Annotated in this window: 23 protein-coding genes and 1 rRNA gene; 11 read left to right on the forward strand and 13 right to left on the reverse strand. The window is 36.2% G+C overall.

Going from position 1 to position 26,805, the window contains the following annotated elements; genetic code table 11:
• Positions 1-101 precede the first annotated feature (101 nt).
• The 3 genes from I5168_RS01530 to I5168_RS01540 all read right to left on the reverse strand — a co-directional run bounded on the left by I5168_RS01530 (position 102) and on the right by I5168_RS01540 (position 4,276).
• Positions 102-1,627: ribosomal RNA gene (locus I5168_RS01530) — 16S ribosomal RNA — on the reverse strand.
• A gap of 448 nt (positions 1,628-2,075) precedes the next feature.
• A complete protein-coding gene (locus I5168_RS01535) occupies positions 2,076-3,575 on the reverse strand; it encodes a sensor histidine kinase (protein ID WP_431472241.1) in 1,500 nt (499 codons plus the stop codon).
• Positions 3,575-4,276, reverse strand: a complete 702-nt coding sequence (locus I5168_RS01540) for a response regulator (protein WP_431472242.1) — start codon at positions 4,274-4,276, stop codon at positions 3,575-3,577. The genes I5168_RS01535 and I5168_RS01540 overlap by 1 nt, the downstream gene beginning before the upstream one ends.
• A 123-nt stretch (positions 4,277-4,399) precedes the next feature.
• Between I5168_RS01540 and I5168_RS01545 the strand changes: the two genes are divergently transcribed.
• Positions 4,400-5,296, forward strand: coding sequence for a hypothetical protein (locus I5168_RS01545; protein WP_431472243.1), 897 nt, complete (start codon positions 4,400-4,402; stop codon positions 5,294-5,296).
• Positions 5,297-5,380: 84 nt separating this feature from the next.
• Here the strand turns inward: I5168_RS01545 and I5168_RS01550 are convergent, their stop codons facing one another.
• The 3 genes from I5168_RS01550 to I5168_RS01560 form a co-directional block, all read right to left on the reverse strand.
• Positions 5,381-6,277, reverse strand: a complete 897-nt coding sequence (locus tag I5168_RS01550) for a hypothetical protein (RefSeq protein ID WP_431472244.1) — start codon at positions 6,275-6,277, stop codon at positions 5,381-5,383.
• A gap of 48 nt (positions 6,278-6,325) precedes the next feature.
• Positions 6,326-7,276, reverse strand: coding sequence for an aspartyl protease family protein (locus I5168_RS01555; RefSeq protein ID WP_431472245.1), 951 nt, complete (start codon positions 7,274-7,276; stop codon positions 6,326-6,328).
• A 117-nt stretch (positions 7,277-7,393) separates the two neighbouring features.
• Positions 7,394-8,677, reverse strand: a complete 1,284-nt coding sequence (locus I5168_RS01560; protein WP_105018313.1) for a multidrug effflux MFS transporter — start codon at positions 8,675-8,677, stop codon at positions 7,394-7,396.
• A 108-nt stretch (positions 8,678-8,785) separates the two neighbouring features.
• Between I5168_RS01560 and I5168_RS01565 the strand changes: the two genes are divergently transcribed.
• The 4 genes from I5168_RS01565 to I5168_RS01580 are packed head-to-tail and all read left to right on the forward strand — an operon-like array spanning position 8,786 to position 12,572.
• The gene (locus I5168_RS01565; RefSeq protein ID WP_431472246.1) at positions 8,786-9,484 is read left to right on the forward strand and encodes a selenophosphate synthetase; all 699 of its coding nucleotides are present in this window, start codon (positions 8,786-8,788) and stop codon (positions 9,482-9,484) included.
• A complete protein-coding gene (kynU, locus tag I5168_RS01570; RefSeq protein WP_431472247.1) occupies positions 9,477-10,739 on the forward strand; it encodes a kynureninase in 1,263 nt (420 codons plus the stop codon). Before I5168_RS01565 ends, kynU begins: the two co-directional genes overlap by 8 nt.
• Positions 10,740-10,758: 19 nt before the next feature.
• Positions 10,759-12,156, forward strand: coding sequence for an FAD-dependent oxidoreductase (locus tag I5168_RS01575; protein WP_431472248.1), 1,398 nt, complete (start codon positions 10,759-10,761; stop codon positions 12,154-12,156).
• 2 nt (positions 12,157-12,158) lie between these two features.
• Positions 12,159-12,572: a RidA family protein gene (locus I5168_RS01580; protein ID WP_431472249.1), complete on the forward strand. Its 414-nt coding sequence runs from the start codon at positions 12,159-12,161 to the stop codon at positions 12,570-12,572.
• Positions 12,573-12,650: 78 nt separating this feature from the next.
• Here I5168_RS01580 and nqrF read toward each other — a convergent pair whose 3' ends face one another.
• The 6 genes from nqrF to I5168_RS01610 are packed head-to-tail and all read right to left on the reverse strand — an operon-like array spanning position 12,651 to position 18,598.
• Positions 12,651-13,937 (reverse strand): NADH:ubiquinone reductase (Na(+)-transporting) subunit F, encoded by a 1,287-nt coding sequence (nqrF, locus tag I5168_RS01585; RefSeq protein WP_105018569.1) that lies wholly within the window; start codon positions 13,935-13,937, stop codon positions 12,651-12,653.
• A gap of 29 nt (positions 13,938-13,966) precedes the next feature.
• Positions 13,967-14,581 (reverse strand): NADH:ubiquinone reductase (Na(+)-transporting) subunit E, encoded by a 615-nt coding sequence (gene nqrE, locus I5168_RS01590; protein WP_431472250.1) that lies wholly within the window; start codon positions 14,579-14,581, stop codon positions 13,967-13,969.
• Between the two features lie 20 nt (positions 14,582-14,601).
• Positions 14,602-15,297, reverse strand: a complete 696-nt coding sequence (locus tag I5168_RS01595; RefSeq protein WP_431472251.1) for an NADH:ubiquinone reductase (Na(+)-transporting) subunit D — start codon at positions 15,295-15,297, stop codon at positions 14,602-14,604.
• Positions 15,298-15,350: 53 nt separating this feature from the next.
• Complete coding sequence (locus I5168_RS01600; protein WP_167343046.1) at positions 15,351-16,076, reverse strand: Na(+)-translocating NADH-quinone reductase subunit C; 726 nt, start codon at positions 16,074-16,076, stop codon at positions 15,351-15,353.
• Positions 16,077-16,078: 2 nt separating this feature from the next.
• Entirely contained in the window at positions 16,079-17,254 is a 1,176-nt protein-coding gene (locus I5168_RS01605; RefSeq protein WP_431472252.1) for an NADH:ubiquinone reductase (Na(+)-transporting) subunit B, read from the reverse strand.
• A gap of 3 nt (positions 17,255-17,257) precedes the next feature.
• Positions 17,258-18,598, reverse strand: a complete 1,341-nt coding sequence (locus I5168_RS01610) for a Na(+)-translocating NADH-quinone reductase subunit A (RefSeq protein ID WP_042275871.1) — start codon at positions 18,596-18,598, stop codon at positions 17,258-17,260.
• Between the two features lie 182 nt (positions 18,599-18,780).
• Between I5168_RS01610 and I5168_RS01615 the strand changes: the two genes are divergently transcribed.
• The 4 genes from I5168_RS01615 to pruA all read left to right on the forward strand — a co-directional run bounded on the left by I5168_RS01615 (position 18,781) and on the right by pruA (position 23,398).
• Positions 18,781-20,040, forward strand: a complete 1,260-nt coding sequence (locus I5168_RS01615; RefSeq protein WP_431472253.1) for a DUF5103 domain-containing protein — start codon at positions 18,781-18,783, stop codon at positions 20,038-20,040.
• A gap of 23 nt (positions 20,041-20,063) precedes the next feature.
• Positions 20,064-21,242 carry a DUF3667 domain-containing protein gene (locus I5168_RS01620; RefSeq protein ID WP_431472254.1) on the forward strand — a complete coding sequence of 393 codons (1,179 nt, stop codon included), beginning with the start codon at positions 20,064-20,066 and terminating at the stop codon, positions 21,240-21,242.
• The gene (gene apaG / locus I5168_RS01625; RefSeq protein ID WP_042275874.1) at positions 21,239-21,625 is read left to right on the forward strand and encodes a Co2+/Mg2+ efflux protein ApaG; all 387 of its coding nucleotides are present in this window, start codon (positions 21,239-21,241) and stop codon (positions 21,623-21,625) included. The genes I5168_RS01620 and apaG overlap by 4 nt, the downstream gene beginning before the upstream one ends.
• 144 nt (positions 21,626-21,769) lie before the next feature.
• Positions 21,770-23,398 carry an L-glutamate gamma-semialdehyde dehydrogenase gene (pruA, locus tag I5168_RS01630; protein ID WP_167343043.1) on the forward strand — a complete coding sequence of 543 codons (1,629 nt, stop codon included), beginning with the start codon at positions 21,770-21,772 and terminating at the stop codon, positions 23,396-23,398.
• 69 nt (positions 23,399-23,467) lie between these two features.
• On the opposite strand, the gene I5168_RS01635 is transcribed toward pruA, so the two are convergent.
• On the reverse strand, positions 23,468-24,499 hold the full coding sequence (locus tag I5168_RS01635; protein ID WP_105018301.1) for an Omp28-related outer membrane protein: 1,032 nt from the start codon (positions 24,497-24,499) through the stop codon (positions 23,468-23,470).
• Positions 24,500-24,662: 163 nt separating this feature from the next.
• Here I5168_RS01635 and I5168_RS01640 point away from each other — a divergent pair, with 163 nt between their 5' ends.
• On the forward strand, positions 24,663-25,139 hold the full coding sequence (locus I5168_RS01640; RefSeq protein WP_105018300.1) for a TlpA family protein disulfide reductase: 477 nt from the start codon (positions 24,663-24,665) through the stop codon (positions 25,137-25,139).
• Between the two features lie 21 nt (positions 25,140-25,160).
• Entirely contained in the window at positions 25,161-26,801 is a 1,641-nt protein-coding gene (locus I5168_RS01645) for a DUF6029 family protein (RefSeq protein WP_431472255.1), read from the forward strand.
• Positions 26,802-26,805 lie beyond the last annotated feature (4 nt).

Consider the following 26,805-nt stretch of genomic DNA (forward strand, 5'->3'; position numbering starts at 1 on the left):
ATTTCTTGATTGACTTGCTTTTTAAAATAAACACACACTAATTGAGTGTTAAAGGTCTTGAAACTATCCCTTGTTTCGTTCCATTATTTCAGGAACTCCAGAAAGGAGGTGTTCCAGCCGCACCTTCCGGTACGGCTACCTTGTTACGACTTAGCCCCAGTTACTAGTTTTACCCTAGGCAGCTCCTTTCGGTCACCGACTTCAGGCACCCCCAGCTTCCATGGCTTGACGGGCGGTGTGTACAAGGCCCGGGAACGTATTCACCGCATCATGGCTGATATGCGATTACTAGCGATTCCAGCTTCACGCAGTCGAGTTGCAGACTGCGATCCGAACTGAGATAGGGTTTGTAGATTCGCTCCTTCTCGCGAAGTGGCTGCTCTCTGTCCCTACCATTGTAGCACGTGTGTAGCCCAGGACGTAAGGGCCGTGATGATTTGACGTCATCCCCACCTTCCTCACGGTTTGCACCGGCAGTCTCTCTAGAGTCCCCACCATTATGTGCTGGCAACTAGAAATAGGGGTTGCGCTCGTTATAGGACTTAACCTGACACCTCACGGCACGAGCTGACGACAACCATGCAGCACCTTGCAATATGTCCGAAGAAAAATCTGTTTCCAAATCTGTCATACTGCATTTAAGCCCTGGTAAGGTTCCTCGCGTATCATCGAATTAAACCACATGCTCCACCGCTTGTGCGGGCCCCCGTCAATTCCTTTGAGTTTCATTCTTGCGAACGTACTCCCCAGGTGGGTTACTTATCACTTTCGCTTGGCCACTCAGATCTCAATCGATCCAAACAGCTAGTAACCATCGTTTACGGCGTGGACTACCAGGGTATCTAATCCTGTTCGCTCCCCACGCTTTCGTCCATCAGCGTCAATATATTGTTAGTGATCTGCCTTCGCAATCGGTATTCTATGTAATATCTAAGCATTTCACCGCTACACTACATATTCTAACCACTTCACAATAATTCAAGATAACCAGTATCAATGGCAGTGCCGGAGTTGAGCCCCTGCATTTCACCACTGACTTAATTACCCGCCTACGGACCCTTTAAACCCAATGATTCCGGATAACGCTTGCACCCTCCGTATTACCGCGGCTGCTGGCACGGAGTTAGCCGGTGCTTATTCTTACGGTACCGTCAAACAATCACACGTGACTGTATTTCTTCCCGTACAAAAGTAGTTTACAACCCATAGGGCCGTCTTCCTACACGCGGCATGGCTGGATCAGAGTTGCCTCCATTGTCCAATATTCCTCACTGCTGCCTCCCGTAGGAGTCTGGTCCGTGTCTCAGTACCAGTGTGGGGGATCTCCCTCTCAGGACCCCTACCTATCGTTGCCATGGTGAGCCGTTACCTCACCATCTAGCTAATAGGACGCATACCCATCTATTACCGTAACCTTTAATTATTAAATGATGCCATCTTATAATACTATGAGGTATTAATCCAAATTTCTTCGGGCTATCCCTCAGTAATAGGTAGGTTGTATACGCGTTACGCACCCGTGCGCCGGTCGCCATCAGATAGCAAGCTATCTATGCTGCCCCTCGACTTGCATGTGTTAGGCCTGCCGCTAGCGTTCATCCTGAGCCAGGATCAAACTCTTCATCGTAGAATCTTTTAAAGATCATTTATTAGAATAACTCCAAAAACCTCTTTTAAGAACCCTCAATTAGCGTACATGTGTCTATTTTTATTTTCTTACCAATACTTGCCTTTGTATTAATCAATACAAAAACAGTATCGCTGTGCTGTCAATCATTATTTTCAATGAACTACTTCAAAATATCTAGACCGAAAATTTGATGCGAAATCCTCACAATCCGCTACAAATATTTCCAACCTTTTTGAAGAACTATCGCTTTATTTAAACATCGTTGTTTCCCAAAGCGGGTGCAAATATACACACACTTTTTCTTACCAAACAAACTTTTATGACAAAAAAATTTGAAAAAAATTACAACAAACCCTTAAACACCTTCAAATCATTTATTTACAAAATGAAAAAAATCAAAATTTTTATATTACCGTAAATAAACTGTTTAAAGCGTTCTTATAATTTAATTCATTTGAAGATGAAACGTAAACTTTGTGCCTTTACCAATCTTACTGTCGACCCTAATAATTGAATCATGTAGTTCAAGAATTTTTTTAACGATCGACAATCCTATACCTGCACCTGTGAATCTATTTTGAGAATCATTTTGCGTAAATCGATCGAATATCATCAATTGATCACTTTCTTTAATTCCTATGCCAGAATCGCCAACAGAAATTTTTATTTTATTTTGTGACTTAGATTTATCCAAATCTAAAGTAATTACCCCACCGGCCTTTGTAAATTTAAAAGCATTGTCTATTAGATTCTGTAAAACCCGTTCAATTAATCCGATATCAGCGTACACTAGAATATTTTCCTTTTTTTCAATATTAAATATTAAGTCAATATTTTCCGTTTTGGATTTTAATTGGTACTTAGATACTAAGTCTAGACACAAATCGGTAATTGAAAACTTTACTTTTTCTGGTTTCACCTGTTTAGCCTCTAATTTAGAATACTCAAATAATTGTTCCACTAATCTAGAAAGCTTATCACTATTAGAGTTGACAATTTCTAAATATTTCTGTTTCTCTCCTTCTGAAAGCAAATGTTTCTTTTCTAATAATGTTTCTGAATAACCTTTTAATATTGCTAATGGCGTTCTTAAATCATGTGACACATTCGCTATAAGCTGCCTTCTTAATGAATCAACTTTTTTAACTTCCTCAATATTTTGACAAATCGTGTCAGCCATTGTGTTGAATGTATTTGCCAAAACACTGATATCAGATTTATCTGCGTTTTCTATTCTCGCATTAAAATCCCCTTCCTTAAATCGTTGGACTACAGAGGTGATTTTTCTTAAGTTTTTAGTTAAAAACCAAATAGAAACAAAACCTACCAACAAAGTGAAGAAAGTTGTCAAACCTATAGCTCCCAATCCAAAACTTTTTATGTATTTCTGAAAAATATTGTTGCTCGCCAATTGATAAGCCTCTCCTGATAGTATAATATATATGTAACCATCTTTGAGTTGGTTGGTTAATTTGGCTGCTGAGAAAATTTTTCTTTCTCCCATAGCTCTAGGGTCATCCCCTAAACAGTAATTTTTACCGTTAGTATTTACAAAATTTTCAATCGGAGCAACATCAACATACCTAGATGGTTCTCCAGGACTATGATCTAGTACCACAGAATATAATACTTCACCATCTAGACCCAGCAAGTAAACTTCAATACTTCTATTCACTGCCATCATATCGTGCATTAAACTCCCAAAGACCTCCTTATTAACAGAACCATCCTGATTAAAAGCGGAAGTTGTGGCAAACTTTTCTTCTATTAAATGCTGGGCTAATGGAGCGTGAATCTTTTGTTGCGTAGCTTGATGATGTTGATTTGAGTAATAATTAGTAACCACAATAAAACAAAATGCCATTCCTATGATTAACACTGAAAGTGCTATCCATAGTTTAAATACTAGTCGTGGAGTTAATGTAGATTGTTTACCAGTAGTCATTACACTTCTTCATTAAATCTATAACCTATTCCCCAAGTGGTCAATACATATAATGGATTTGACATATCCGGTTCAATTTTGGCTCTCAATCTATTGACATGACTATTTACTGTATGTTCGTAACCAGAAAAGTTATAACCCCAAACAACATCCAGTAACTCTGATCGACTGTAAGACCTACCAGGATGACTTGCTAATAAAATTAAGAGATCAAATTCCTTAGGTGATAATTCCACTTTATGCCCATTTAAGGTTACACGTCTCATTTCAACATTTAAAATTAAATCACCAAAAACCATTTCATTACTTGAGGCATTTTCTGTTTTCTTATTACTTATATCAGTTCTTCTCATAACAGCTTTTGCTCTAGCCTTCAATTCTCTTACTGAAAATGGCTTGGTTATATAATCATCTGCACCAATTTCCAAACCTAGGACTTTATCAATCTCCTCGGATTTTGCAGTAACCATAATTATAGGAGTGTTTTTAGTTTTTCTCAATTCCTTGCAAACTTCTATCCCGCTTAATTCAGGTATTGACAAATCCAATAGAATTAAATCATAGTCGAACTCCATTGCCTTTTTCAAGCCAAGCCTACCATTATCTGCGACATGCACATTTGCATGTAGATCCTTCATGTGAATAGTAAGAAGATCTATAATCTCTATATCATCTTCTACGATAAGAATTGTATACTCCATAATTCAAATTAAACTTATCCTTATCACAAAAGAATCACATAAAAAATATGAAAGTTGAATTTTACGTGACAGGATTGAGATAACATTATCATTAGTTTGTAGAGTAAAATTAAACTTTTAATCATGAATAAAAACTTCTCATATCTTATCCTAGGCTTACTCTCGATAGTAGGCTGTTCAAATGACGATGATTCAAATGCTGAACTTCAAACAAAAACATTAACTATTAATCTTCAAGGATTAGAAGATTTAGGAAACGATTTTAAATATGAAGGCTGGGTTATGGTAGATGGTACTCCTATAAGTACAGGTACATTTGATGTTGATGCTAATGGAGACTTAAGCCAAAACGAATTCGAAATCGATTCAAATGATTTGGATGCTGCAACTGCCTTTATCCTTACCATTGAGCCTGATCCAGATCCAAGTCCCGATCCTGCTGATAGTAAATATATAGCTGGCGCATTCACTGGGACAACAGCCCTTGTGGACACTAACTTTGGACCAGCTCCTGGAGATTTTACTAATGCTAGTGGTTCCTTCTTCCTGAGAACTCCTACCGATGAGACAATGGGAAATAACGGTAATGACGAAAGCGGTGTATGGTTCGGTCTACCTGGAATGCCTCCAACTGCCGACTTTACATTACCCGTTTTACCAGATGGATGGATTTATGAAGGTTGGGTAGTAGGCGACGCCGGTCCTATATCAACAGGAACCTTTACCGATTTTGATACCCGAGATTCAGGCAACCCGTTCTCAGGAACTCAAAACAATGCAGGTCCACCAGTTCCAGGAGAAGACTTTTTTAATAATTTACCAATGGGTGAGTCTTTACCATTTAGCGTAGTTGGAAGAAATGTTGTAATTACTGTAGAACCTGTTCCAGACAACAGCCCTGCTCCATTCACTCTAAAACCTCTTGCGGCAATTGCCAATTCTATGACAGCACCCAATGCACAAAACTTTAATAACAATGTTGCTGCAACATTTCCTTCTGGGAGCGTTGTACGTGAATAATTAATTATTGGTTGGTTAGTGAGAAAACGTCTTTCAACACCTCCGTTGAAAGGCGTTTTTGATGTTATATAAAGAAGAAGAGTTTTACTTAATAAGAATTACAGAGTTAATATGATCATGTTTATCATATTGAACACTGTTATTCATAGGATCAACTATCCAAATATCATCCACTATAAACTTATAATGATGAACGCCTCGTGTTAATGGTATTTCTATTTCCCAAAACCCATTAATCAAATTCATTTGAAGCTTGTTATTTTGCCAGTCTGTAAAATCACCTGCTAAATATACCTTTTTAAAATCAACGTTTTTCAATCTAAATTTTTGTAATTTTCTTTTAGTTATTACACTATTAAATTCATTGTATTCATTGGGCTTCTTCTTAGGGTTATGAGGATCTCTCATCCACTGGCCATCTACAATATATCGGTACTCATGCGTTCCTATTGGTAGATCTAAGGTAAGTTCCCAGTAACCGTCTTTACATTCCAACTCAAGTTCATTTTCATCCCAATTATTAAATGTACCTGTGACAACTACCCGTTGAGCGTTTGAATAACCGTGTAAATAAAATGTATGATTTCCATTTTCAGACTCCTTAATCTCATTCAATTTTAAATTATAAACACTTACAAAAATATCATCCAAGGTAAGCTGCTCACGATTGGGCGCAATGGCAGGTGGCTCAACCCAAAACTTATCATTAATTACGAATTTGAATGAAGCTCCACTATCGGTATTTAAATATTTAATCTTTTTCCTCAATTCATAAACACCGTTTTTTATATTCTTGAGTTTCCAGTCGTTCTTAGCCCATTTATTAAAGGTTCCAGCTACCGCTACTTTCTTTATGTTTATATCAGAAAGATCAAGTTTAACTTGTGTATCATTTATAGTAACCATCGAATAGTCCCGTACATCAAATTTAAATACGATATCCTCACCATCAATTCTATAACCATAATCATCTTGTCCCATAATCATGAGACTGATAAAAAAAATTAAAAGAGTGATAAACAGCTTCATTTATTCAGGCCACTTTGTAAAAAACAATTTCTTTTTACGATAATTAATTAAAACTCTACGATTTCTTAAAAACCAAAACCCTAAAACACCATCCACTTGAGTCCCGTATGCATTTGCTGCATAGGTCATAGTTGATAATACAGTTGGCATTTCTTCATTCTGTACAGCATTAGTAAACTTTAGATTTTTGAAAACTCCAGCAATCACTTCTTTCTTACCACCATCCATCCCCATTAACTCCAATCTTTTGAGAGGTTGAAAATTTTTATAAACTAATGAATCTAATTTGTTGCTTAATTGATTTATTTCTGCTCCGGTATCCAAAACAAAGGTAACATCTATCTCATTAATATTGGAATCAAGAATAATCGAGTGCTTGCGCCGTTTAAAACTTAAGGTGTCTACTATTTGTTCGGTTAAATATTTCTCATCAATACGATTGCCTTTTCTATCGATTTTAAAAAAGGTAATCTGTTCCAAATAAAAGTCAATATATAGTTCAAATCGTCTAAATGTATCGTATCCAATTATACCATTAATAGCGGTATGTTTTTCTTTTTCAATATGGCTTAAATCTACTACATCTGCATTTTTGGAATTAATTTTAAAACCATCAATATTAAAACTGTATACCGCAATTCCCTGTACATTGGGAATTTCTCGTTCAATAGAATACGTTGTCCTACCTGTCGTAGCTATTTTATTATAAATTCGTTTATTAAGTACCAGCCCATAGGATCCTGTATCAATAATAAAAGGACCCGACTCTCCATTAACCTTTGCTTGTACAGTTATCAATCTTCCAGCAAATTTAAATGGCATGCGCAAGGTGTTATCACTTAGTTTCGTTGCCTCTGGGAATGAAATTTCTTCAACAATTAAATCATTGGAATATGCTTTACAAACACACATCCATGTTGTCATAAACAACAACCACGGTAATATTTTCATAGCTAGTCTTTTGGTACTTTAAAGACTAGAGCTGTTATCGATTGTTACATTTTTATTCCATATTCCTAGAATTTATGCTAGGGATTAGTTTAATAGTACGCTTTCGCGAAAGCGTACTTAAGAATAATTATCTTCTCGTTTGATTGCTTTGTAAGGATGTTTGAGGTAGTTTTTGGCAAATTGATAACCTCGAGCATATTTAATTCTAAAAATTTCGACAGCAAGGTGACCAAAAACAGCACAACCCAACAGTAATAATGCAAGAGGCAAAAGAGCATCATTGACAAATTTAGACACATACCAACTAGCCAGTGAACCGTAAATCATACTAACGGCTCCTACAAATGCGCTTGCACTACCAGCCTTTGCAGTGAATGGCTGAAGAGCCAAAGCAGTTGCATTGGGGTTTTGAAATCCGATAGCCGTCATCATTAAGAATAAAGATGGGTATACGATCCAAAATTCAGGTGTCATAGTCGCCAAATGTATTGTCAATACACCTGTAAAAACAATGAGTAAAACACTCACCACATACGTTATCTCAAAAGTCGTGTATCGTTTTAAAAATAAACGATTTATTTGACTACCTGCAATTAGACCTGCAGCATTGCTACTAAAGGCAAATGCAAATTCAGTCTTTGACATTTCAAAAAACTCCATAAAAATAAAAGGAGCTGCAGCCACATACCCAAGTAGAGCTCCTATGATAAATCCACGTGTGGTACTGAAGAGAAAAAAGGCTTTATTTTTATAAATAGTCCAATATTCTCTAAGCACAGGAACCGGTTTTAAACTAGTAGCACGATTAGGAGTTACACTATCTGGGAGAAAAAAGATAATATTAAACAACATAAGTGTTGCAAAACCTGCTAGACCATAAAAAATTATTTGCCAGTGAAAATGAGTCACTACCCATCCACCTATTCCAGGGGCAATCACAGGTGCAATACCCATGATTAACATTAAATTGGACAGCACGCTAGCGACTTCCTCTTCATCAAATAAATCTCTTACTATCGCTTTACTAGCTACCATACCTGCACATGCACCTAGTGCTGTAAAAAATCTCAATGTTGCGAGAGCTATTACGTCATAGGCAAAAGCACTAGCTAGACTTGTACCTATATACAAAACAAGTCCAACAATGAGAGGTTTACGCCTACCAAAACGGTCCATCAATGGACCGTAGGCGAGCTGCCCTAGACCTATACCTATAAAGTAGGTAGTTAAGGTAAGACTTATAGCATTAACATCTACCTTAAAGTCTCCAGCTATTTGTTTAAAAGCAGGTAAATAAGCATCTATAGAAAAAGGTCCAATAGCGATTAAACTACCTAACACCAGTATAATACCCAGTCTTCTACCTGAAGATAATTGTCCTTTATAAACTCTCTTTGCCATAAAGTACAAAAGTACTTTTTTGACATAGCTTACTCTTGGTAATTAATAAAGCTTTACCATTTCATAAACTATTGTTCTTTGTATTTTTAGACAATCAAAACAGATACTATGAGAATTGTATTTTTTGCTCTTGTAGCAAGTCTTTTATTAAGCTGTAAAAATGATGTCAGCAACGTGGATGAAACATTGAAGACTAACAATGAAGAAACCAGCTTAACTCCTGCACAGCAAATCGCACAGTCTACCGGATTATCAGTTTGGGATGATGTTGAAGAAATACAATTCACATTCAATGTAAGTCGCTTTGGAGAAAAGATAATGGATAGAAATTGGACATGGAATGTTAAATCAGGTCTCATCAAATTAAAATCCAAACAAAAGGAAGTCGTTTACTATAGAAATAAAAAAATGGACAGTACAGCCCTAAACGCTGATCAAGCCTTTATCAATGATGTGTATTGGCTATTACCACAATTCAAATTAGTTTGGGATAAAGGAACGACCTTATCAACTCCTATTATTAAACAAGCTCCTATATCAAAGGATAGCCTGAACATGATCACCATTTTATATGATAATAAAGTAGGTTACACACCAGGTGACGCCTATGACCTGTATTATGACCAAAATAATACCGTTCGAGAGTGGACCTATAGAAAAGAAAATGATAGTTTACCAACCATGCAAACTACTTTTGAAGACTATCAAAGTTATGAGGGATTAAACATCGCCACAAACCATATCACTTTAGATGGCGACACAAATATTTATTTTTCAGATATTAAGGTAATCAAATCAAATGAATAAAGATACCAGCCTAACCTACGCACTAGAACTAGATCAACAAGATGAATTATCTCGCTTTCGCGAAAGCTTTCACATACCTAAACACATCGATGGCACAAACAGCATATATTTTTGTGGAAATTCTCTAGGGTTACAACCTAAAGCCACAAAAGGTCAGTTAAATCAAGAACTTGAAGATTGGGCAAGTCTAGGAGTTGAAGGTCATTTCCATGCCAAAAATCCATGGATGCCTTATCATGAGTTTTTAACTAAGAATATGGCAACTATTGTGGGTGCTCATCCACATGAAGTAGTAATAATGAATACACTTACCACAAATTTACATTTGATGATGGTGAGCTTTTATCGACCTACGCCAAAACGTTTTAAAATAATTATTGAAGCCGATGCTTTTCCCAGTGATCGATATGCTGTGGCATCACAAGCAAGCTTTCATGGATACGATCCTAACCTAGCTATAATTGAATGGAAATCTAGAAAGGGAGAGCATACTCCTCATCTAGAAGATTTAAAAGATTTACTAGAGACAAATAAAGATGAAATCGCTCTTGTAATGGTAGGTGCGGTAAACTACTACACTGGACAGTTTTTTAATTTAAAGGAAATTACTCAATTAGGACATCAACATGGAGCATTAGTAGGTTTTGACTGTGCACATGGAGCCGGTAATGTTGATTTACGACTTCACGATTCTGGTGCCGATTTTGCTGTTTGGTGTACTTACAAATATTTAAATAGTGGACCAGGAAGTTTAGGAGGTTGCTTTGTACATGAAAGACATGCTCAAAATAATGAACTGCCCAGATTTACCGGATGGTGGGGACACAATAAAGAAACTAGATTCAAAATGCGTGATGATTTTGATCCCATCTACGGCGCCGAAGGCTGGCAACTTTCAAATCCTCCTATATTAAGTATGGCTGCGGTAAAGGCGAGCTTAGAATTATTCAATGAAGCAGGTTTCCATAATCTGAGAAATAAGTCAATTCAACTTACCAATTATCTAGAATTCTTGTTAACACAAATCAATTCAGATAGAATAAGCATTATAACACCTACACAATCCAGTCAAAGAGGTTGTCAATTATCACTAGCTGTTAAGAATGCAGATAAATCACTATTTGAGTCTATAAGTGCTCGCGGTGTGATAGCTGACTGGAGAGAACCCGACGTAATACGTATAGCACCTGTTCCCTTATTTAATAACTATGAGGATTGCTGGAAATTTGTAAATATTCTTAAAGAAGAAATGTAAAAACAGTAGGCATAAGCTTATGGAAATAAACAATAAAGACACAAAAATATTAATCTCTGGGGCTGGTTTATGTGGCTCACTATTAGGGCTACGTCTAGCACAACGAGGATACAAGGTTGACATTTTAGAAAAACGACCAGACATGAGGTCTCAACAAGTTGATGGTGGTAGATCTATAAATCTTGCTCTTTCTGATCGCGGCCTTAAAGGTTTAAAACTTGTAGGTCTTGAGGAAAAAGTCAAGGATTTATGTATTCCTATGCACGGCAGGTTAATACATAATATAGATGGTAGCACATTTACTTCAAATTACAGTGGTCGAGAAGGTGAGTACATCAATTCGATATCTCGTGAAGAACTCAATAAATTATTATTGGATGAAGCAGATAAATATGACGATGTGCAAATTGATTTCAATGATGAAGTTTTACATGTAGATTTAGAGAACACTACTATCACATATCATGATATCGAGTCAAACGAAGAAAAAACATGGAAGGCTGATTTAATTTTTGGTGCTGATGGTGCTGGGAGCGCCGTTCGTAAGGCTATGGTCAAACAAAGAGATTTTTTGTTTTCTCATAGTATTGAATGGTTACCTCATGGTTATAAAGAATTAAGTATTCCTCCTGCAGAAGATGGAAGTTGGCGTATAGAAAAAAATGCCTTACACATTTGGCCTAGAGGTGGTTTCATGCTTATTGCGTTACCTAATTTAGATGGAAGCTTTACACTTACTTTATTCCTAGATTATAAAAGTAAAGAAGGTCCTTCGTTTGAAGATTTAAAAAATGATCGCAGTGTTATTGAGTTTTTCAACACCTATTTTAGTGATGTTGTTCCACACATACCAGATCTTGTCGAGCAATTTAATAATAATCCTACTCCACCGTTAGGTACTATCAAATGTAATCCGTGGGATGCTTACGGTAAAAGCCTTTTAATTGGTGATGCTGCACATGCCATCGTACCATTCTATGGACAAGGTATGAATGCCAGTTTTGAGGATGTAGTTGATTTTGATTTGACATTAGACCGAAATAAATATTGGAGCAAAGCATTCAGTGATTTCGCAGAAACAAGAAAACCTAATACCGACGCGATAGCAGATCTTGCTCTTGATAATTTTATTGAGATGCGTGATAGTGTAGCAAACAGTGACTTTAAGAAAAAACGTCAAATTGAAATGCTATTGGAGTCTCATTTTGCCAAAGAAGAATATCAATCTAAATATTCACTAGTTACATTTCCAGTAGAAGGCATCTCATACCGAGAAGCCATGCTTCAAGGAAGAGCGCAAGACAGAGCTATTTTATACTTATTAAAAGAAAATATAATCAGTCCAGAGGATCATGAAAACGATTTATTATTTGAAATATCTCGTAAGACTAAAGATATTCTCTGGTTTAGAAATTAATTATGGGAGTAATAGAAGGAAAAGCAAAGCCACGTGGTAAATATCCACATGTAAAGAGAGTTGGCGACTTTTTATACGTTTCAGGAACGAGCAGTAGACGATCAGACAACACGTTTGCAGGTGTTGAAGTGGATGAAATGGGAACCACAAATCTCGATATTAAAGAGCAAACCAAAGCAGTTCTAGAAAACATCGATAGTATCTTAAAGACTCAAGGAGCTAGTTTGAAGAACATAGTTGATATAACAACGTTTCTCGTTAACATGAACGACTTTGGTGGTTATAACGAGACTTATGCTCAATATTTTGATTATTCTGGTCCTACTCGAACCACCGTAGCCGTGCATCAATTACCGCATCCGCACTTGTTGATAGAAATTAAAGCAGTTGCTTATTTACCTGTACAACCAGAGTAAATAAATTCCATATTCGCATTTTAATGAAATAAAAAACCCAGCTTTAAAAGCTGGGTTTTTTAATATAAATGAGAAGTATTAACCTCCAAAATCGTCAAATCTGATATTTTCATCAGGTATTCCAAAATCCTCACCCATTTTTTGAACCGCTTGATTCATCAATGGAGGACCACAGAAATATAGCTCAATATCCTCTGGTGCTTCATGCTTAGATAGATATTGATCAATTACCACTTGGTGTATGAAACCTTGGAAACCATCACCTTCACTATGGATATCATCTTTAAGCTTCCAATTATCTTCTTCCATTGGTTCACTTAAAGCCATGAAGAACTTAAAGTTTGGAAATTCTCTTTCTAACTCACGGAAATGCTCAATGTAGAATAATTCACGCTTTGAACGACCACCATACCAATAAGTAACTGTACGACCAGTTTTCAAGGTTTTGAATAAGTGGTACAAGTGAGATCTCATAGGTGCCATTCCTGCTCCACCACCTACGTAAAGCATTTCTGCATCACTGTGATTAATAAAGAACTCTCCATAAGGTCCTGATATCACTACCTTATTACCTGGTTTCTGATTAAAAATGTAAGAACTAGCTACACCAGGGTTTACATCCATCCAACCATTTTTAGCTCGATCCCATGGTGGCGTAGCAATACGCACGTTAAGCATTACTTCTCTACCTTCAGCAGGGAAAGAAGCCATCGAGTAAGCACGTTCTACAGTTTCAGGGTTTTTCATTACTAATGGCCATAAATTAAATTTATCCCATTCTGCCTGAAATTTGTCTGGCGTATCATGCTCCTCTGGGTGAGCAGTGATATCCATATCCTCAAAACGAACTTCACATTTAGGAACCTCGATTTGAATGTATCCACCGGCTTCATAATCCATATCTTCAGGAAGACGTACTACGAACTCTTTAATAAAAGATGCTACATTGTAATTACGCACAACTTCTGCCTCCCATTTTTTAATTCCAAATACCTCTTCAGGAATTTCGATTTTCATGTCTTGTTTTACCTTAACCTGACAACCTAATCTCCATCCATTTGCAATCTCTTTACGAGTAAAATGTGGTACCTCAGTTGGTAGGATAGCACCACCACCTTCAGTAACAATACATTTACACTGAACACAAGTTCCACCACCACCACAAGCTGATGGTAAGAATAATTTATTATTACCCAAAGTACCTAATAAAGTTCCTCCAGAATCAGTAGTGATATCTTTTTCACCGTTTACATTAATGGTCACAGGACCAGACGGTAAAAGCTTTGATTTTGCTCCTAAAAGTAAAGATACTAGCAACAGAATAAGTGTTAAGAAAATAACAACTGCTGCAATTAATGTAATCATATTAGAATCCATAATAGCTGTTTCTAAAATTATATTTCAATTCCCATAAAACTCATAAACCCTAGAGCCATAAGTCCTGTTATTATAAATGTAATACCTAGTCCTCTAAGCGGTGCAGGTACATTTGAGTAAGCAATTTTCTCACGAATGGCAGAAATCGCTAGAATCGCAAGGAAAAATCCTACTCCAGATCCTAAACCATATACAGCAGACTCAGTTATACCACTGAAGTCTTTTTGTTGCATAAATAAAGAACCTCCCAAAATAGCACAGTTAACCGCAATAAGAGGTAAAAATATACCTAGAGCACCATACAAAGCTGGAGCAAATCGTTCTACAACCATTTCAACTAATTGAACCATGCTGGCGATAACCGCAATAAACATGATAAAACTTAAAAAGCTTAAATCAACGTTTGCATAACTAGCATCTAACCAAGTTAAAGCACCTGGCTTTAGTAGATAAGTATCTAGTAAAAAGTTGATAGGAACTGTAATTCCAAGTACAAATACAACTGCGGCACCTAGACCAACAGCAGTCTTAACCGACTTAGATACCGCTAGATAAGAACACATACCTAAGAAATAGGCAAAAACCATGTTTTCTATGAAAACGCTTCTTACAAAAAGATTAATTAAATCCATGATATATACTATTTCTTAGTTTAGTTTTCTTCTATTAATGCTCTGTTTCTACTTCTTTGCACCCAAATTATGATTCCTACCGTTATAAGTGCCATAGGCGACAATAACATCAAGCCATTATTGGAATATCCAAATTCATAGAAAGAATCTGGGATCACTTGATAACCAAAAAGTTTCCCAGCACCTAATAACTCTCTGAAAAATGCTACCAGTATAAGTATGAAAGCATATCCTGCTGCATTTCCTATACCATCAAGAAATGATTTATAAACACCATTACCTAATGCAAATGCTTCAAGACGACCCATTACAATACAATTGGTAATAATTAAACCTACGAATACCGATAATTCCTTTGAAACATCATAAGCATAGGCTCTTAATACTTGATCTACAAGAATTACAAGTGCAGCAACCACAACAAGTTGAACGATAATACGTATTCTTGAAGGAATAGAATTTCTAAGTAATGAGATAATCATGTTACTGAAAGCCATTACGGCCATTACAGCAAGACTCATTACAATCGCAGGCTTCAATTGAACTGTAATTGCAAGTGCACTACAAATACCTAATACCTGTACGGTAATAGGGTTGTTATCGGTAAGAGGATCAGAAAGAAGTTTACGATTTTTCTTTCCCAACAATCCTTCTCTTTCATCCGTATCAGATAGAAAAAGGATTAGTTCTTCTTTTTTGTTTAGTTGTTTTGACATAAAATTTGTTTTTATCTCGCTTTCGCGAAAGCGTAACAACAGTAAGCACCGGCTTACTTCATAGCCACTTTTATGTTAGTATTTTTCTCGAAATAAGGAAGGTAATTCTTAAGTCTTTCTGAAATCATATCAGTAACACCATCACCTGTAATGGTAGCTCCCGAAATGGCATCTACTGCGTTATCGTCCTTATTATCTCCACCTTGATATCCTTTAGCAACAGATACACCTATAAAATTACCATCACCATCAAAGATTTTTTCTTCTTCAAATCTTTTACGGAACCATCCTTGAGTAATTTCGGCACCTAGACCAGGAGTTTCACCCTTGTGATCAAATACAGCACCTTTAATGGTGTTCACATCATCTTTAAGAGCTATGTAACCCCATATTGCATCCCAAAGACCTTTACCTCTTAAAGGAACAACATAATATTTTGAGCCTTCAACATTTGCCACGTAAAGTGGAAATGCTTGTTCTTCTACAGGCTTCTTAAGTTCTTTTTTAAGATCTACCTCAAAAGCATTTACATCAGCCTTAGGAGTACCATCACTAGAAAGTGCAACCTGATCTACAATATATTTATTGAACAAAACCTGAGCACTATCTCTAGAAGTCTCAATTCCTACTGTACCTAGGATGTTTTGCATTTTTTCTTCTTTAACGTTTTTTGCTTGTGCTGGTTGTAGACTAGTAGCTGCAAATGCTAGAGCACTAGCAACAACTGCTACAAGAGCAATAGCAAACAAAAAAGTATAAGCGTTTGAATTTCTATCCATGACTAAGCTGTTTGAAGATTAGCCTTAGCTTTTGCCAGGCGTTTTTTACGTTTACTCACATTTGCTTGAACCACGTAATGATCAATGGTTGGAGCAAACACATTCATTAATAAAATAGCAAGCATAATTCCTTCTGGATACGCTGGATTGAATACACGTATCATAACCCCAAAGAATCCACATAAGAAACCATAAATCCATTTACCTTTAAAAGTTTGAGCAGCACTCACAGGATCTGTTGCCATAAATACTAGTCCAAATGCCAATCCGCCAACTACTAAATGCATGTACCAATCAAATGACATTAGAGCATTTGCACCAAAGGCATTAAAAATCAATCCCATTACAGCGGCTCCTATAAATCCACTTAATATGATTCTCCAGCTTCCTACCTTAGTAAGGATTAAAATGGCAGCTCCTATTAAAATCATAAGAGTAGATGTCTCTGACACTGATCCTGGTATAAAGCCTATGAAAGCATCAGAAAAACTATAAGCCACTTCTTTACCTTCAGCTAGTGATCCTAAAATCGTTTCACCAGAAATAGAATCGGTACTACCTTCATGAACCCATATTTGATTACCTGACATGTATAATGGGTAAGCAAAGAACGCAAATGCACGCGCTGTTAATGCTGGGTTTAAGATATTCATACCTGTACCTCCAAAAGCTTCTTTACCTATAAGTACGGCAAAAGCAACCGATATAGCTAACATCCACAATGGAATATCTACCGGAAAAATCATAGGTATAAGCAAACCAGTTACTAGGTAACCTTCATTCACTTCGTGACCACGATAAATCGCAAAAATAAATTCGATAGTCAATCCAACTATATAACTAACTGCAATAAGAGGAAACACTAATATTGCTCCTTCAGTTAATGCTTCCCAAAAAGGAACATCAGTCACACTACCAAGGTTTCTTTCTTGATAAAGGTATTGAGCTCCTGCATTCCACATACCAAAAATTAAGGCTGGTATAAGCGCAATTACAACCGTAATCATAGTACGCTTAAGATCCACAACGTCACGTACGTGAGCACCTTTCTTTGTAGTGTGATTTGGGGTAAATAAGAAAGTATCAAATGCATTAATAGCAGGTGCATACTTCTCTAATTTCTGACCTGGTCCAAAAGGCTTTCTAGCCTGATCCAGTTTACGTCTAATCCATTTCATAGTTTATCCTACTTCTGTTATCATTAAGTCCAAACCGTTGCGTATTATTTCTTGCGCTTCAAGTTTGGAAGTATTAGTAAAATCAACAAGTGCAAAATCCTCTGGTGCAACCTCGTAAATACCTAGATTTTCCATTTTTTCAATATCACCTGACATACAAGCCTTGATCAATTGCATTGGATAAATATCCATAGGCATTACATCTTCCATTTCACCGGTAACAACTAGAGCACGTTCCTCACCGTTAAGGTTTGTGTCTACTTTTCTTTTACCACCTAACAACCAGGATAAAGAAGTTCCTGCATTTGAAGGTACTTTGTTACGTGTAAATGGCAACCAACCCATAAACGCATACTCATTTCCTTCAGGAATTAAAGTAAGTGTGTTATGATAGTAGTTAATAAATTGTCCGTTCTCTAACTTATCACCAGTAAGAACATCTCCAGATATGATTCTCGTATTTTCGGTATCTACGTTCCCACCTGTAAGACTATCAACTTGGGCTCCTAGAATAGTTCTGTAATACTTTCTAGAATCCTTATCAGCATCAGTACCCACAAGAGCTACAGTACGTTGTGCTGAGAATACTCCAGTGGTAAAAACATCTCCAATAGTAGCTACATCTTCAAAACCAACTGTCCACACGCGTTCACCAGCATTAACTGGTAGCACCTTATGGATTTGCACACCTACGTTACCTGCTGGATGCTTACCTTTCACTTTATAAACAGTAGCATCTTTAACAGTGGCAATAGGCGAGTTTTTACCTACACCAATATAAACTGGAGCTATTTTGCTAAGTGCAGTTACACCATTTTGAAAAGCTTCTTTCTTATCTGCGAGTATTACATCTGCATCACCGGCTAGTGGCGCAGTCGTGTAAGCCGAAATAAAAATTGCTTTTGGTGTATCTTCTGGACTAGCAACAATGCTGTAAGGACGCTGGATGATAAACGGCCAACAACCGCTTTCAAGTAAAATCTCACGCACCTGTTCTGCACTGGCTTGTGAAGGATTCACAACATCATGTTTAACAACATCATTACTTCCGTTAGGAGTAATTTGAACTTCTAGAATTCTGCGTTTTGCACCACGTAAAATTTTAGTCAATGTTCCAGAAACTGGCGACACAAATTTTACCTTTTCATCATACTTTGAATAAAAGATGACCTCTCCAGCTTTAACTGAAGCACCTTCCTTAAGCACCATTTTTGGTACTACCGCATGAAAATCAGCAGGTTTGATTGCATAAACAGAAGACTTTGAAGCATCTACGATCGCATTATCTGCTTCTCCTTTGAGCTTTAAATCAAGCCCTTTTCTTACTCTAATGTCTTTTGACATAGGACGTTATTTTAGTCTTATTTTTAAGGTCTGCAAATTTAAGGATAAAAGGTCTTTTTTAACTCTAACTTATTTATTTAGAAAGGTTCTAAATTGTTGTTTAAGCAAGTTTTTGGCACTGCTTTCGCGAAAGCGTAATAAAAACAGCATCATACCTTATATTTATCCCATATTTGACCATTATGAAGTCGTATTTATTGTTATTCTTTACAGTTTTTCTCAATGCTTTTTTCTTGCAATCGCAAGAGATGAATGAACTTGTTAATGATCCAGATTACATAAAAACTGTAGTATTTAATGTTCCTGCCGAAAATATGCTACCTATATTTAATATGGGTGATACCATCAAACTAGAATTTGATGATATTATAGGTGACGAAGCAGACTATTATTATCAATTTGAACACTACGACCACGACTGGAAATCTAGTAGATTGTTTAAAAATGAATTTCTAGAAGGTATCGATGATATGCGCATCTTCAATTATCGCAATTCCTTTACCACATTACAACCTTATTCCCACTATACATTAACGATACCTAATCAATTTACACAAGGTTTCAAAGTGAGTGGAAATTACATGATTCATATCTACAATGATGATAGGGAACTTGTTTTTTCAAGGAAATTTATGATCGTAGAGGATATAGCTCAAGTAGGTGTTGCCGTGAGAAGAGCTCGAGACTTAAATTACGTTAACACCCAACAACGAGTTGAGTTTAACATAGATAGTAAAGAAGTAAATTTTATAAATCCTAATGAGCAATTAAAGGTTACTGTAATTCAAAACTTGGACTTAACAAATACGATTGATCAACTTAAGCCACAATTTAACTTAGGAAACAAACAAGTATATCGATATGATGAGAAATCAAGCTTTTGGGCCGGTAATGAATATCTAAATTTTGAAAATAGAGATTTTAGAGCACCTAATGTAAATATCGATTACGTCATTAAAAAAGATCTCTATGAGGCTTTTCTATTTGTAGATTTACCCAGAAAAAACAGAGATTACACTTTTTTCCCTGATATAAATGGTGGATTCAAAGTAACTACAATTGACAATGAAGACAATGCTGTACAAGCAGAGTATGTAAAGATCCACTTTAGCTTAGACACAAAGGATATAGAAATCCCTAGAGGATCTACCTTACATGTTATGGGTAATTATAATGGATTTCAAGTAAGTGATGAAAACATGATGATTCCTAGTGAGAACGGTAGTTATTACAGCACCACACTGACTTTGAAACAAGGGTTTTACAATTATAAATATGCAGTTGTACATCCTGATGGCCGCATAGATTACGGATTCGTAGCAGGAAATAATTGGCAAACAGAAAACGAGTACACTGTCTTGGCATATTTTAGAGAGATAGGTGGCCGTTATGATAGGTTAATAGGAAAAGGGTCTGCGAATAGCAGAAACATTACAAATTAAATCATTAAGCCACATTTGATTTTATGAAACCTACCAACCGATCACTTATAAAATATAGAGGTCAAGAATGTTTGAACTGCGGCACTCCGCTTGAAAATATTGACAAGTATTGTCACCAGTGTGGTCAATTAAATACCACGAAACGTCTTGCGCTTAAAGATTTCTTTCAAGAGTTTTTCTCCAATGTATTTTCGTATGATTCTAGATTGTGGCGAACTATTAAACATCTTTTATTCAAGCCAGGGCACGTTACTAAAGAATACTGCGCAGGCAAGAGAATATCCTATGCAAATCCTTTTAGGTTTTTCTTATCTGTTACCATCGTATTTTTCTTACTCGTACAACTTTTAATACTAGCAAGCTCATATGTTGACAAAGATCAATCTGACCAAGATCCACTTAAATTCACTGTAAAAAAAGAGGATCAAAACCTATTCAATATAGAAATCGATAGCAATGTTGTAAACAAACAAGACTTAATTAATAAAATCAAAAAATCTAGGGACAGCCTGTATGGATCACGTAACATGATTGAGAATTTTGCAATAGACCAATCTATAAAAGCGCTTGAAAAGGATTCTACTAAAATCAAACTGAGTAAGGAATATACTACTCAATCAAAACTAGATAGTATAAATTATTTTTCAGGCTTTTTTAAACAAATGGATGATTACTCCCATTATTCTAAAAAACATCCCGAAGCAAGTGCTGTAAGTGCATTGACAGCACTTGAACATAGAACCGACGCTTTCAATATTAAACGCTATAACAACTCTAGAAAATTTGAAAATATTTCTGACAGTCCATTAGAAATACTAGGTGTCATAATCCCAAAAATTCCAATATTTCTATTCTTTTTTGCACCATTTATTAGTCTGTTTTTTTGGTTAATTTATGCACGAGGACCGTGGAATTATATGGAACATATGGTTTTCAATTTTCATTTACTCACATTTGTGTTTTTATGCCTTTACCTGGTACTATTAGAAACCTTAATTTTTAATACAAGTATCGTTTCCAGTATCCTTTTCTTGCTGATTGGTCCCTTTTATCTATACAAGTCGTTACGCAAGTTTTATGGACAAAGTAGGATTAAAACTATTATAAAATTTGTTCTTATCAATTTTGCATTTTTCTTTCTTCTTAGTATCGCCAGTAGCTTATTTTTAATCTTTAGTATCTTTGCATCAGTAGATTTATGATACAACAAGTCACTAGAGGTATAAAAATTTCTGTTCAAACGAGTTTTGAAGGTACATTTTATAAGAATTATAAAATGCACTATGCCTTTGGTTATAAAATCACCATTGAAAATCAAGGTAAGGACAGTGTACAATTAACCTATAGACACTGGCGCATTAAAGATAGTCTATCAAAAACAGAACATGTAGATGGTGAAGGCGTGATAGGAAAAAAACCCGTTCTTAAACCAGGAGAAAGACACAGTTATCAAAGCGGCTGTTTACTAACCTCACCATTCGGTAATATGAGCGGTCATTACACCATGGTAAATTTCACTACTACAAAACAGTTTAATGTAGTCATTCCTACCTTCAAACTTAGCGCTCCATTTGCGTTAAACTAGTCTAGTGTTTATTACGCTTTCGCGAAAGCTAGATTACACACAATCAACTTTCCATCCATTCACATTAATTTATAATCAGGCTTTTATTCAAGCCTGAATAAAGTTGTATTTTCACACCATAATTAAAAGTATAAATTTCACAACATGGGAAAAGGATTTTTCAACGTACCAGTTGCAGTTAATGAACCAATAAAAAGCTATGAACCAGGCTCTAAAGAAAGAGAAGAAGTTCTAGCTGCATATAGCGAATTGTTTAACGCCAATACAGAAATACCATTATTTATCAATGGTAAAGAAATAAAAACTGGCACGACAGGAACGGTACGACCACCACATGATCACCAGCATAGTGCAGGTACTTACCACATTGCAGGCAAGGATGAAGTACAGCAAGCTATTGCGGCAGCACTTGAAGCGCGCAAAGAATGGTCACAAATGAGCTGGGAAAACCGCGCCGGGATCTTCCTAAAAGCAGCAGAACTAATTGCAGGACCTTATCGTGCCAAGATTAATGCTGCCACCATGATCAATCAATCAAAAACGATTTATCAAGCAGAAATTGATAGCGCTTGTGAATTAATAGACTTTTTGAGATTCAATGTAGAATACATGACAGAGATCTATTCTGAGCAGCCTGAGTCAACAAGCGGTGCATGGAATCGTTTAGAATACCGACCGTTAGAAGGTTTTGTTTACTGTGTAACTCCTTTCAACTTTACCGCAATTGCTGGTAATTTACCAGCGAGTGCTGCCCTTATGGGTAATGTTACTGTATGGAAACCTAGCGACCATCAAATGTTGAGTGCAAAAGTTGTTATGGACGTTTTCAGAGAAGCAGGTGTTCCAGATGGAGTAATAAATATGGTAAATGCAGATCCAGTTATGATGACTGAAGAAGTGCTTGCTCATCCAGACTTTGCTGGAATACACTTTACCGGATCAACAGGAGTATTCAAAAGTATTTGGGGACAAATAGGTGCAAATATTAACACTTATAAAACCTATCCTAGAATTGTAGGTGAAACAGGTGGAAAAGACTTTATAGTTGCACATAAAAGTGCTATACCTCAACAAGTAGCTACGGCTATATCAAGAGGTGCTTTTGAATTTCAAGGTCAGAAGTGTAGCGCTGCATCTAGGGCTTATATTCCACAAAGCATGTGGCCAGAGGTTGAAAAATTAGTACGCCAGGACTGTGACAGTTTTAAAATGGGTAGTCCTGAAGACATGAGTAATTTCATTACAGCAGTTATACACGAAGGCTCATTTGATAAAATAACTTCTTACATAGACCAAGCTAAAAAAGATTCTAATGCCGAAGTAATAATTGGTGGTAACTATGATAAATCAAAAGGATATTTTATTGACCCTACGGTTATTGTAACAACTGATCCAAAATACCCAACTATGGAAACAGAGTTGTTTGGTCCAGTAATCACAGTGTATGTATATGAAGATGAAGATTTTGAAGCTACCCTAAAGTTAGTTGATAGCACAAGTGAATACGCTCTTACCGGAGCTGTTTTTTCACAGGATAGATATGCACTAGGCACAGCCGTAAAAGCATTAGAAAACTGTGCAGGAAACTTCTATTTAAACGATAAACCTACTGGTGCTGTTGTAGGTCAACAACCATTTGGTGGAGCTAGAGCCTCTGGAACCAACGACAAAGCAGGTTCAAAATTAAATCTTTTGCGATGGGTTTCTCCTAGAATGATTAAAGAAACATTTGTAAGTCCTGTGGATTACAGATACCCTTTCTTGGGTGAATAGTTATAAAACTAGATGTAAAAAAAGCCGATTCAATAAAATTGAATCGGCTTTTTTTGTGTTGAAATTTAATTAATCAAAGTCAACATTAGTACCAACTTGTGCCTTTTGCACGTTTACTACTTTACCCGAAGCGTCTACCACAAATGCAACAATCTCCATATCATTTTGATTTGCAACTCCAGCCACACTAGATGTAAGCGTTACAGAATACTCATTTCCTCCGGCCTGTTGATCTGCTGGTATAGGATCTCCAAAAACATCAGTAAGATTCTTTGATAAAACATGCTCATGAACAAATCCTTGTATAGGATCTACTCCTCCGTAATTATTTGTATAATTACTTTGGTTCGCTATGATTCCATTTTCTAAAGCATAAACAACAAGATATAATCCTGATTCGTCTAAATCAAATCCTACTTTTACTGTTGCAGAAAGTAGATCATTACTGATCGAAGAATTAATCGCTAAACCAACTGGCTGTACTCTATTTAAATACACATTTGGCTGGGTTAAGTTCATTGAACTTCCCGATGTTGAACTCCATGTTTGATCTCTATTAAGTATTCCGGTCGGAAAACCGTTTACCCCAAATTGTTGTCTCATTTGACCTTCCAATGGAAAGGCCATGGAATCACCATTATGAATCGCAACAGCAATAACATTAGGGTTTGATCCTGTTAAATCTTCAATCCCTTGAGAGATTCTAGGGCACCATCCACACCAAGCACCGGTATAATCCTCTATTAACATTTTTGTGGAGTACGAAGGTACAATTACCTCAACATCAACATTATTAGTACTAGCACCATCATATTCGGCAGTAACTACCTTTGATCCGACAGTTGATAATAAAGCAGAATTGCCACTGATAGGAGTTCCATCCAAGGAAATCGTGGATTGAGAAGTTACATTAGTACTACCGTTCATTACTGTGAAAGTCACGACTGTATTTTCATATACTCTAGTCTTATTTGCAGATAGCACTAATTCACCATTGCCATTACCATTGCCTCCTCCATCATCTGTAGATTCTGATGAACACGAGGTTAAGGTTACCGCAACTAAAAGCAAAAAGATCTTTAAAAAGTTAGCTGTTTTCATAATTTAAGTTGTTTTAACGATTATTTAAGAATAACCAAATATAAAAACAATGTTTTAAAAACCTAATACATTGATTTTTAATAATGAAAAGTTTTAACTAAAATGCAGTTTGGCACATTATTTATTAAAGAACTGTTATAATTGTATTTCAAAACTTAATTATATGAAAAAACTTATTCTATTAGCTTTATTGATATTTTCATCAATAAGCTATTCTCAAACCGAACTTCCGGAAATCATTCTTAAGGATCTCAATGGCAAAAAAGTAACTCTCTCTGAGCTCAGCAAGGATAAACCAGTAGTATTTTCATTTTGGGCAACATGGTGTACTCCTTGCATGAAAGAGCTAGATGCTATTAAATTAGATTATAACGAGCTGCAAGAAGAGATCGGATTTGAACTATATGCTATAGCAACTGACGACGCTAGATCAAAACCAAGGGTAAAAACAGAAGTAAATGGTAGAGCATGGCCCTATACAGTTTTGTTAGATAAAAAAAATGAAATTATCAGGTATCTAGGCAATCCTAACATTCCTCTCACCTTAATCGTAAAGGACAATAAAATTGTATACCGCCACTCTAGCTTCACACCTGGAGCTGAGGAAGAACTTTATGAAGAGTACAAAAAACACATTTAAAATTCAATCCAACACTGATTTATGAAAAATTATCTGCTATTGGCAGCACTTTTAATCGCTTTTAATATAAACGCTCAAGATGGGACATTTTCTGGTGGTTTGGAATCCAATTCTCAATGGTATCAAGATGATGACGGGATACTTAATGGTGTAGCTCCTCAAGATCAATTTCGTTCAAACAACTATCTAAAGCTTCAATATACTCAAGGTAAATTTACTGTCGGCGCTCAATATGAATTGTATCAACCTTCTCCTTTATTAGGTTACTTTGAAGGATTTGAAGGAAATGGAATCGCGACCTATTTTGCGACTTTTAAACATAAGGATCTGGAAATCACAGCTGGTAATTTCTATGATCAATTTGGTAGCGGATTAATATTTAGAACATGGGAAGATCACACCTTAGGTATCGATAATTCGATAAGAGGAATAAGAGTCAACTATGCCTTTAATGATTATCTTGAAGCTACAGGATTCATTGGGAATCAAAGAACTGGCTTTGAATTATCTGAAGGTACAGTACAAGGTATAAATTCAGAATTTGATTTAGGAGAACTATTAGATACGGAAACTGGAATAAATATAGGTGCTAGCTATGTAGGACGATATCAAGTAAACACATCTGCAGATCCAGATTTCCCATCGACCGTCAATGCATATAGTATGAGAGGAGATCTTTACTTTGACAAATTTAACTTACAAGCAGAGTATGTTTACAAGGAACCAGATGCAGTTATTGTTGGTGGCACACCTTTATTAGGTAACTACTTTGACGGGCGTGCGTTATTACTAAATCTAGGATACTCTATCAAAGGTTTAGGAATAAATACAACTTTAAGAGCTACCGAAAATATGGGCTTTTTCTCTGACAGAGAACAAGCAGGTAACCCTTTTTTAAATCAAACTATCAATTTTGTACCAGGGTACACTAAGCAAAGTAGTTACATGGTACGCAATATCTATGTATACAATCCACAAGTATTCTTAAATCCAGATGAAGAAGAAGCCGGAGAAATTGGAGGGCAGTTAGACGTAGTTCACACAGCAAAACCTGGTTCTCTATTCGGATTTAAACATGGAACTACTTACTCTTTAAACTACTCAAATTGGGCAGGTTTAGACTCATCATTTGACGTACCGAACAATGATTATGATGCAAGCTTGTTTTCTAGAGGTAAGAAATACTTTGAAGAGTTTAGCTTTCAATTAAACACCAAATTTAGCAAAGCGCTTTCTGCTAAGTTTACAGCCGCTCAAACTTATTACAACGCTAAAAATATTGAAGGTGGAAATTTACTAGATGGTCAGTCAGAACTTAATGGTACTGCATTTGTTGCAGATCTTCTCTATGATTTAGGAAAGGGAAGATCAGTTAGATTTGACGCTCAACATTTATCTGCAGATGCTGATAGAGGTAACTGGGCAGCAGCAACATTGGAATACGCTTTTAACACGTCACTTTCTCTTTATGTGGCCGACTTGTACAACTATGATGATACCGAGATTCACTACTATTCAGTTGGTGGTTCTTATACCAAAGGCCGTACGAGAGTAGCCCTTAATTATGGAAGACAGCGTGGTGGACTGATTTGCGTAGGTGGTGTTTGTAGGTTTGTTCCAGAAAATACTGGCCTTACACTTAATCTCACGACTAATTTTTAATCCG

Origin of the sequence: Nonlabens sp. SCSIO 43208 (assembly GCF_050703575.1) — a bacterium.
Lineage (GTDB): Bacteria > Bacteroidota > Bacteroidia > Flavobacteriales > Flavobacteriaceae > Nonlabens > Nonlabens tegetincola.

Bases quoted from the DNA above. Each gene is read 5' to 3' on its own strand.
- I5168_RS01535 (WP_431472241.1), bottom strand. From the start codon at position 3,575: ATGACTACTGGTAAACAATCTACATTAACTCCACGACTAGTATTTAAA.
- I5168_RS01540 (WP_431472242.1), bottom strand. From the start codon at position 4,276: ATGGAGTATACAATTCTTATCGTAGAAGATGATATAGAGATTATAGAT.
- I5168_RS01545 (WP_431472243.1), top strand. From the start codon at position 4,400: ATGAATAAAAACTTCTCATATCTTATCCTAGGCTTACTCTCGATAGTA.
- I5168_RS01550 (WP_431472244.1), bottom strand. From the start codon at position 6,277: ATGGGACAAGATGATTATGGTTATAGAATTGATGGTGAGGATATCGTA.
- I5168_RS01555 (WP_431472245.1), bottom strand. From the start codon at position 7,276: ATGAAAATATTACCGTGGTTGTTGTTTATGACAACATGGATGTGTGTT.
- I5168_RS01560 (WP_105018313.1), bottom strand. From the start codon at position 8,677: ATGGCAAAGAGAGTTTATAAAGGACAATTATCTTCAGGTAGAAGACTG.
- I5168_RS01565 (WP_431472246.1), top strand. From the start codon at position 8,786: ATGAGAATTGTATTTTTTGCTCTTGTAGCAAGTCTTTTATTAAGCTGT.
- kynU (WP_431472247.1), top strand. From the start codon at position 9,477: ATGAATAAAGATACCAGCCTAACCTACGCACTAGAACTAGATCAACAA.
- I5168_RS01575 (WP_431472248.1), top strand. From the start codon at position 10,759: ATGGAAATAAACAATAAAGACACAAAAATATTAATCTCTGGGGCTGGT.
- I5168_RS01580 (WP_431472249.1), top strand. From the start codon at position 12,159: ATGGGAGTAATAGAAGGAAAAGCAAAGCCACGTGGTAAATATCCACAT.
- nqrF (WP_105018569.1), bottom strand. From the start codon at position 13,937: ATGATTACATTAATTGCAGCAGTTGTTATTTTCTTAACACTTATTCTG.
- nqrE (WP_431472250.1), bottom strand. From the start codon at position 14,581: ATGGATTTAATTAATCTTTTTGTAAGAAGCGTTTTCATAGAAAACATG.
- I5168_RS01595 (WP_431472251.1), bottom strand. From the start codon at position 15,297: ATGTCAAAACAACTAAACAAAAAAGAAGAACTAATCCTTTTTCTATCT.
- I5168_RS01600 (WP_167343046.1), bottom strand. From the start codon at position 16,076: ATGGATAGAAATTCAAACGCTTATACTTTTTTGTTTGCTATTGCTCTT.
- I5168_RS01605 (WP_431472252.1), bottom strand. From the start codon at position 17,254: ATGAAATGGATTAGACGTAAACTGGATCAGGCTAGAAAGCCTTTTGGA.
- I5168_RS01610 (WP_042275871.1), bottom strand. From the start codon at position 18,598: ATGTCAAAAGACATTAGAGTAAGAAAAGGGCTTGATTTAAAGCTCAAA.
- I5168_RS01615 (WP_431472253.1), top strand. From the start codon at position 18,781: ATGAAGTCGTATTTATTGTTATTCTTTACAGTTTTTCTCAATGCTTTT.
- I5168_RS01620 (WP_431472254.1), top strand. From the start codon at position 20,064: ATGAAACCTACCAACCGATCACTTATAAAATATAGAGGTCAAGAATGT.
- apaG (WP_042275874.1), top strand. From the start codon at position 21,239: ATGATACAACAAGTCACTAGAGGTATAAAAATTTCTGTTCAAACGAGT.
- pruA (WP_167343043.1), top strand. From the start codon at position 21,770: ATGGGAAAAGGATTTTTCAACGTACCAGTTGCAGTTAATGAACCAATA.
- I5168_RS01635 (WP_105018301.1), bottom strand. From the start codon at position 24,499: ATGAAAACAGCTAACTTTTTAAAGATCTTTTTGCTTTTAGTTGCGGTA.
- I5168_RS01640 (WP_105018300.1), top strand. From the start codon at position 24,663: ATGAAAAAACTTATTCTATTAGCTTTATTGATATTTTCATCAATAAGC.
- I5168_RS01645 (WP_431472255.1), top strand. From the start codon at position 25,161: ATGAAAAATTATCTGCTATTGGCAGCACTTTTAATCGCTTTTAATATA.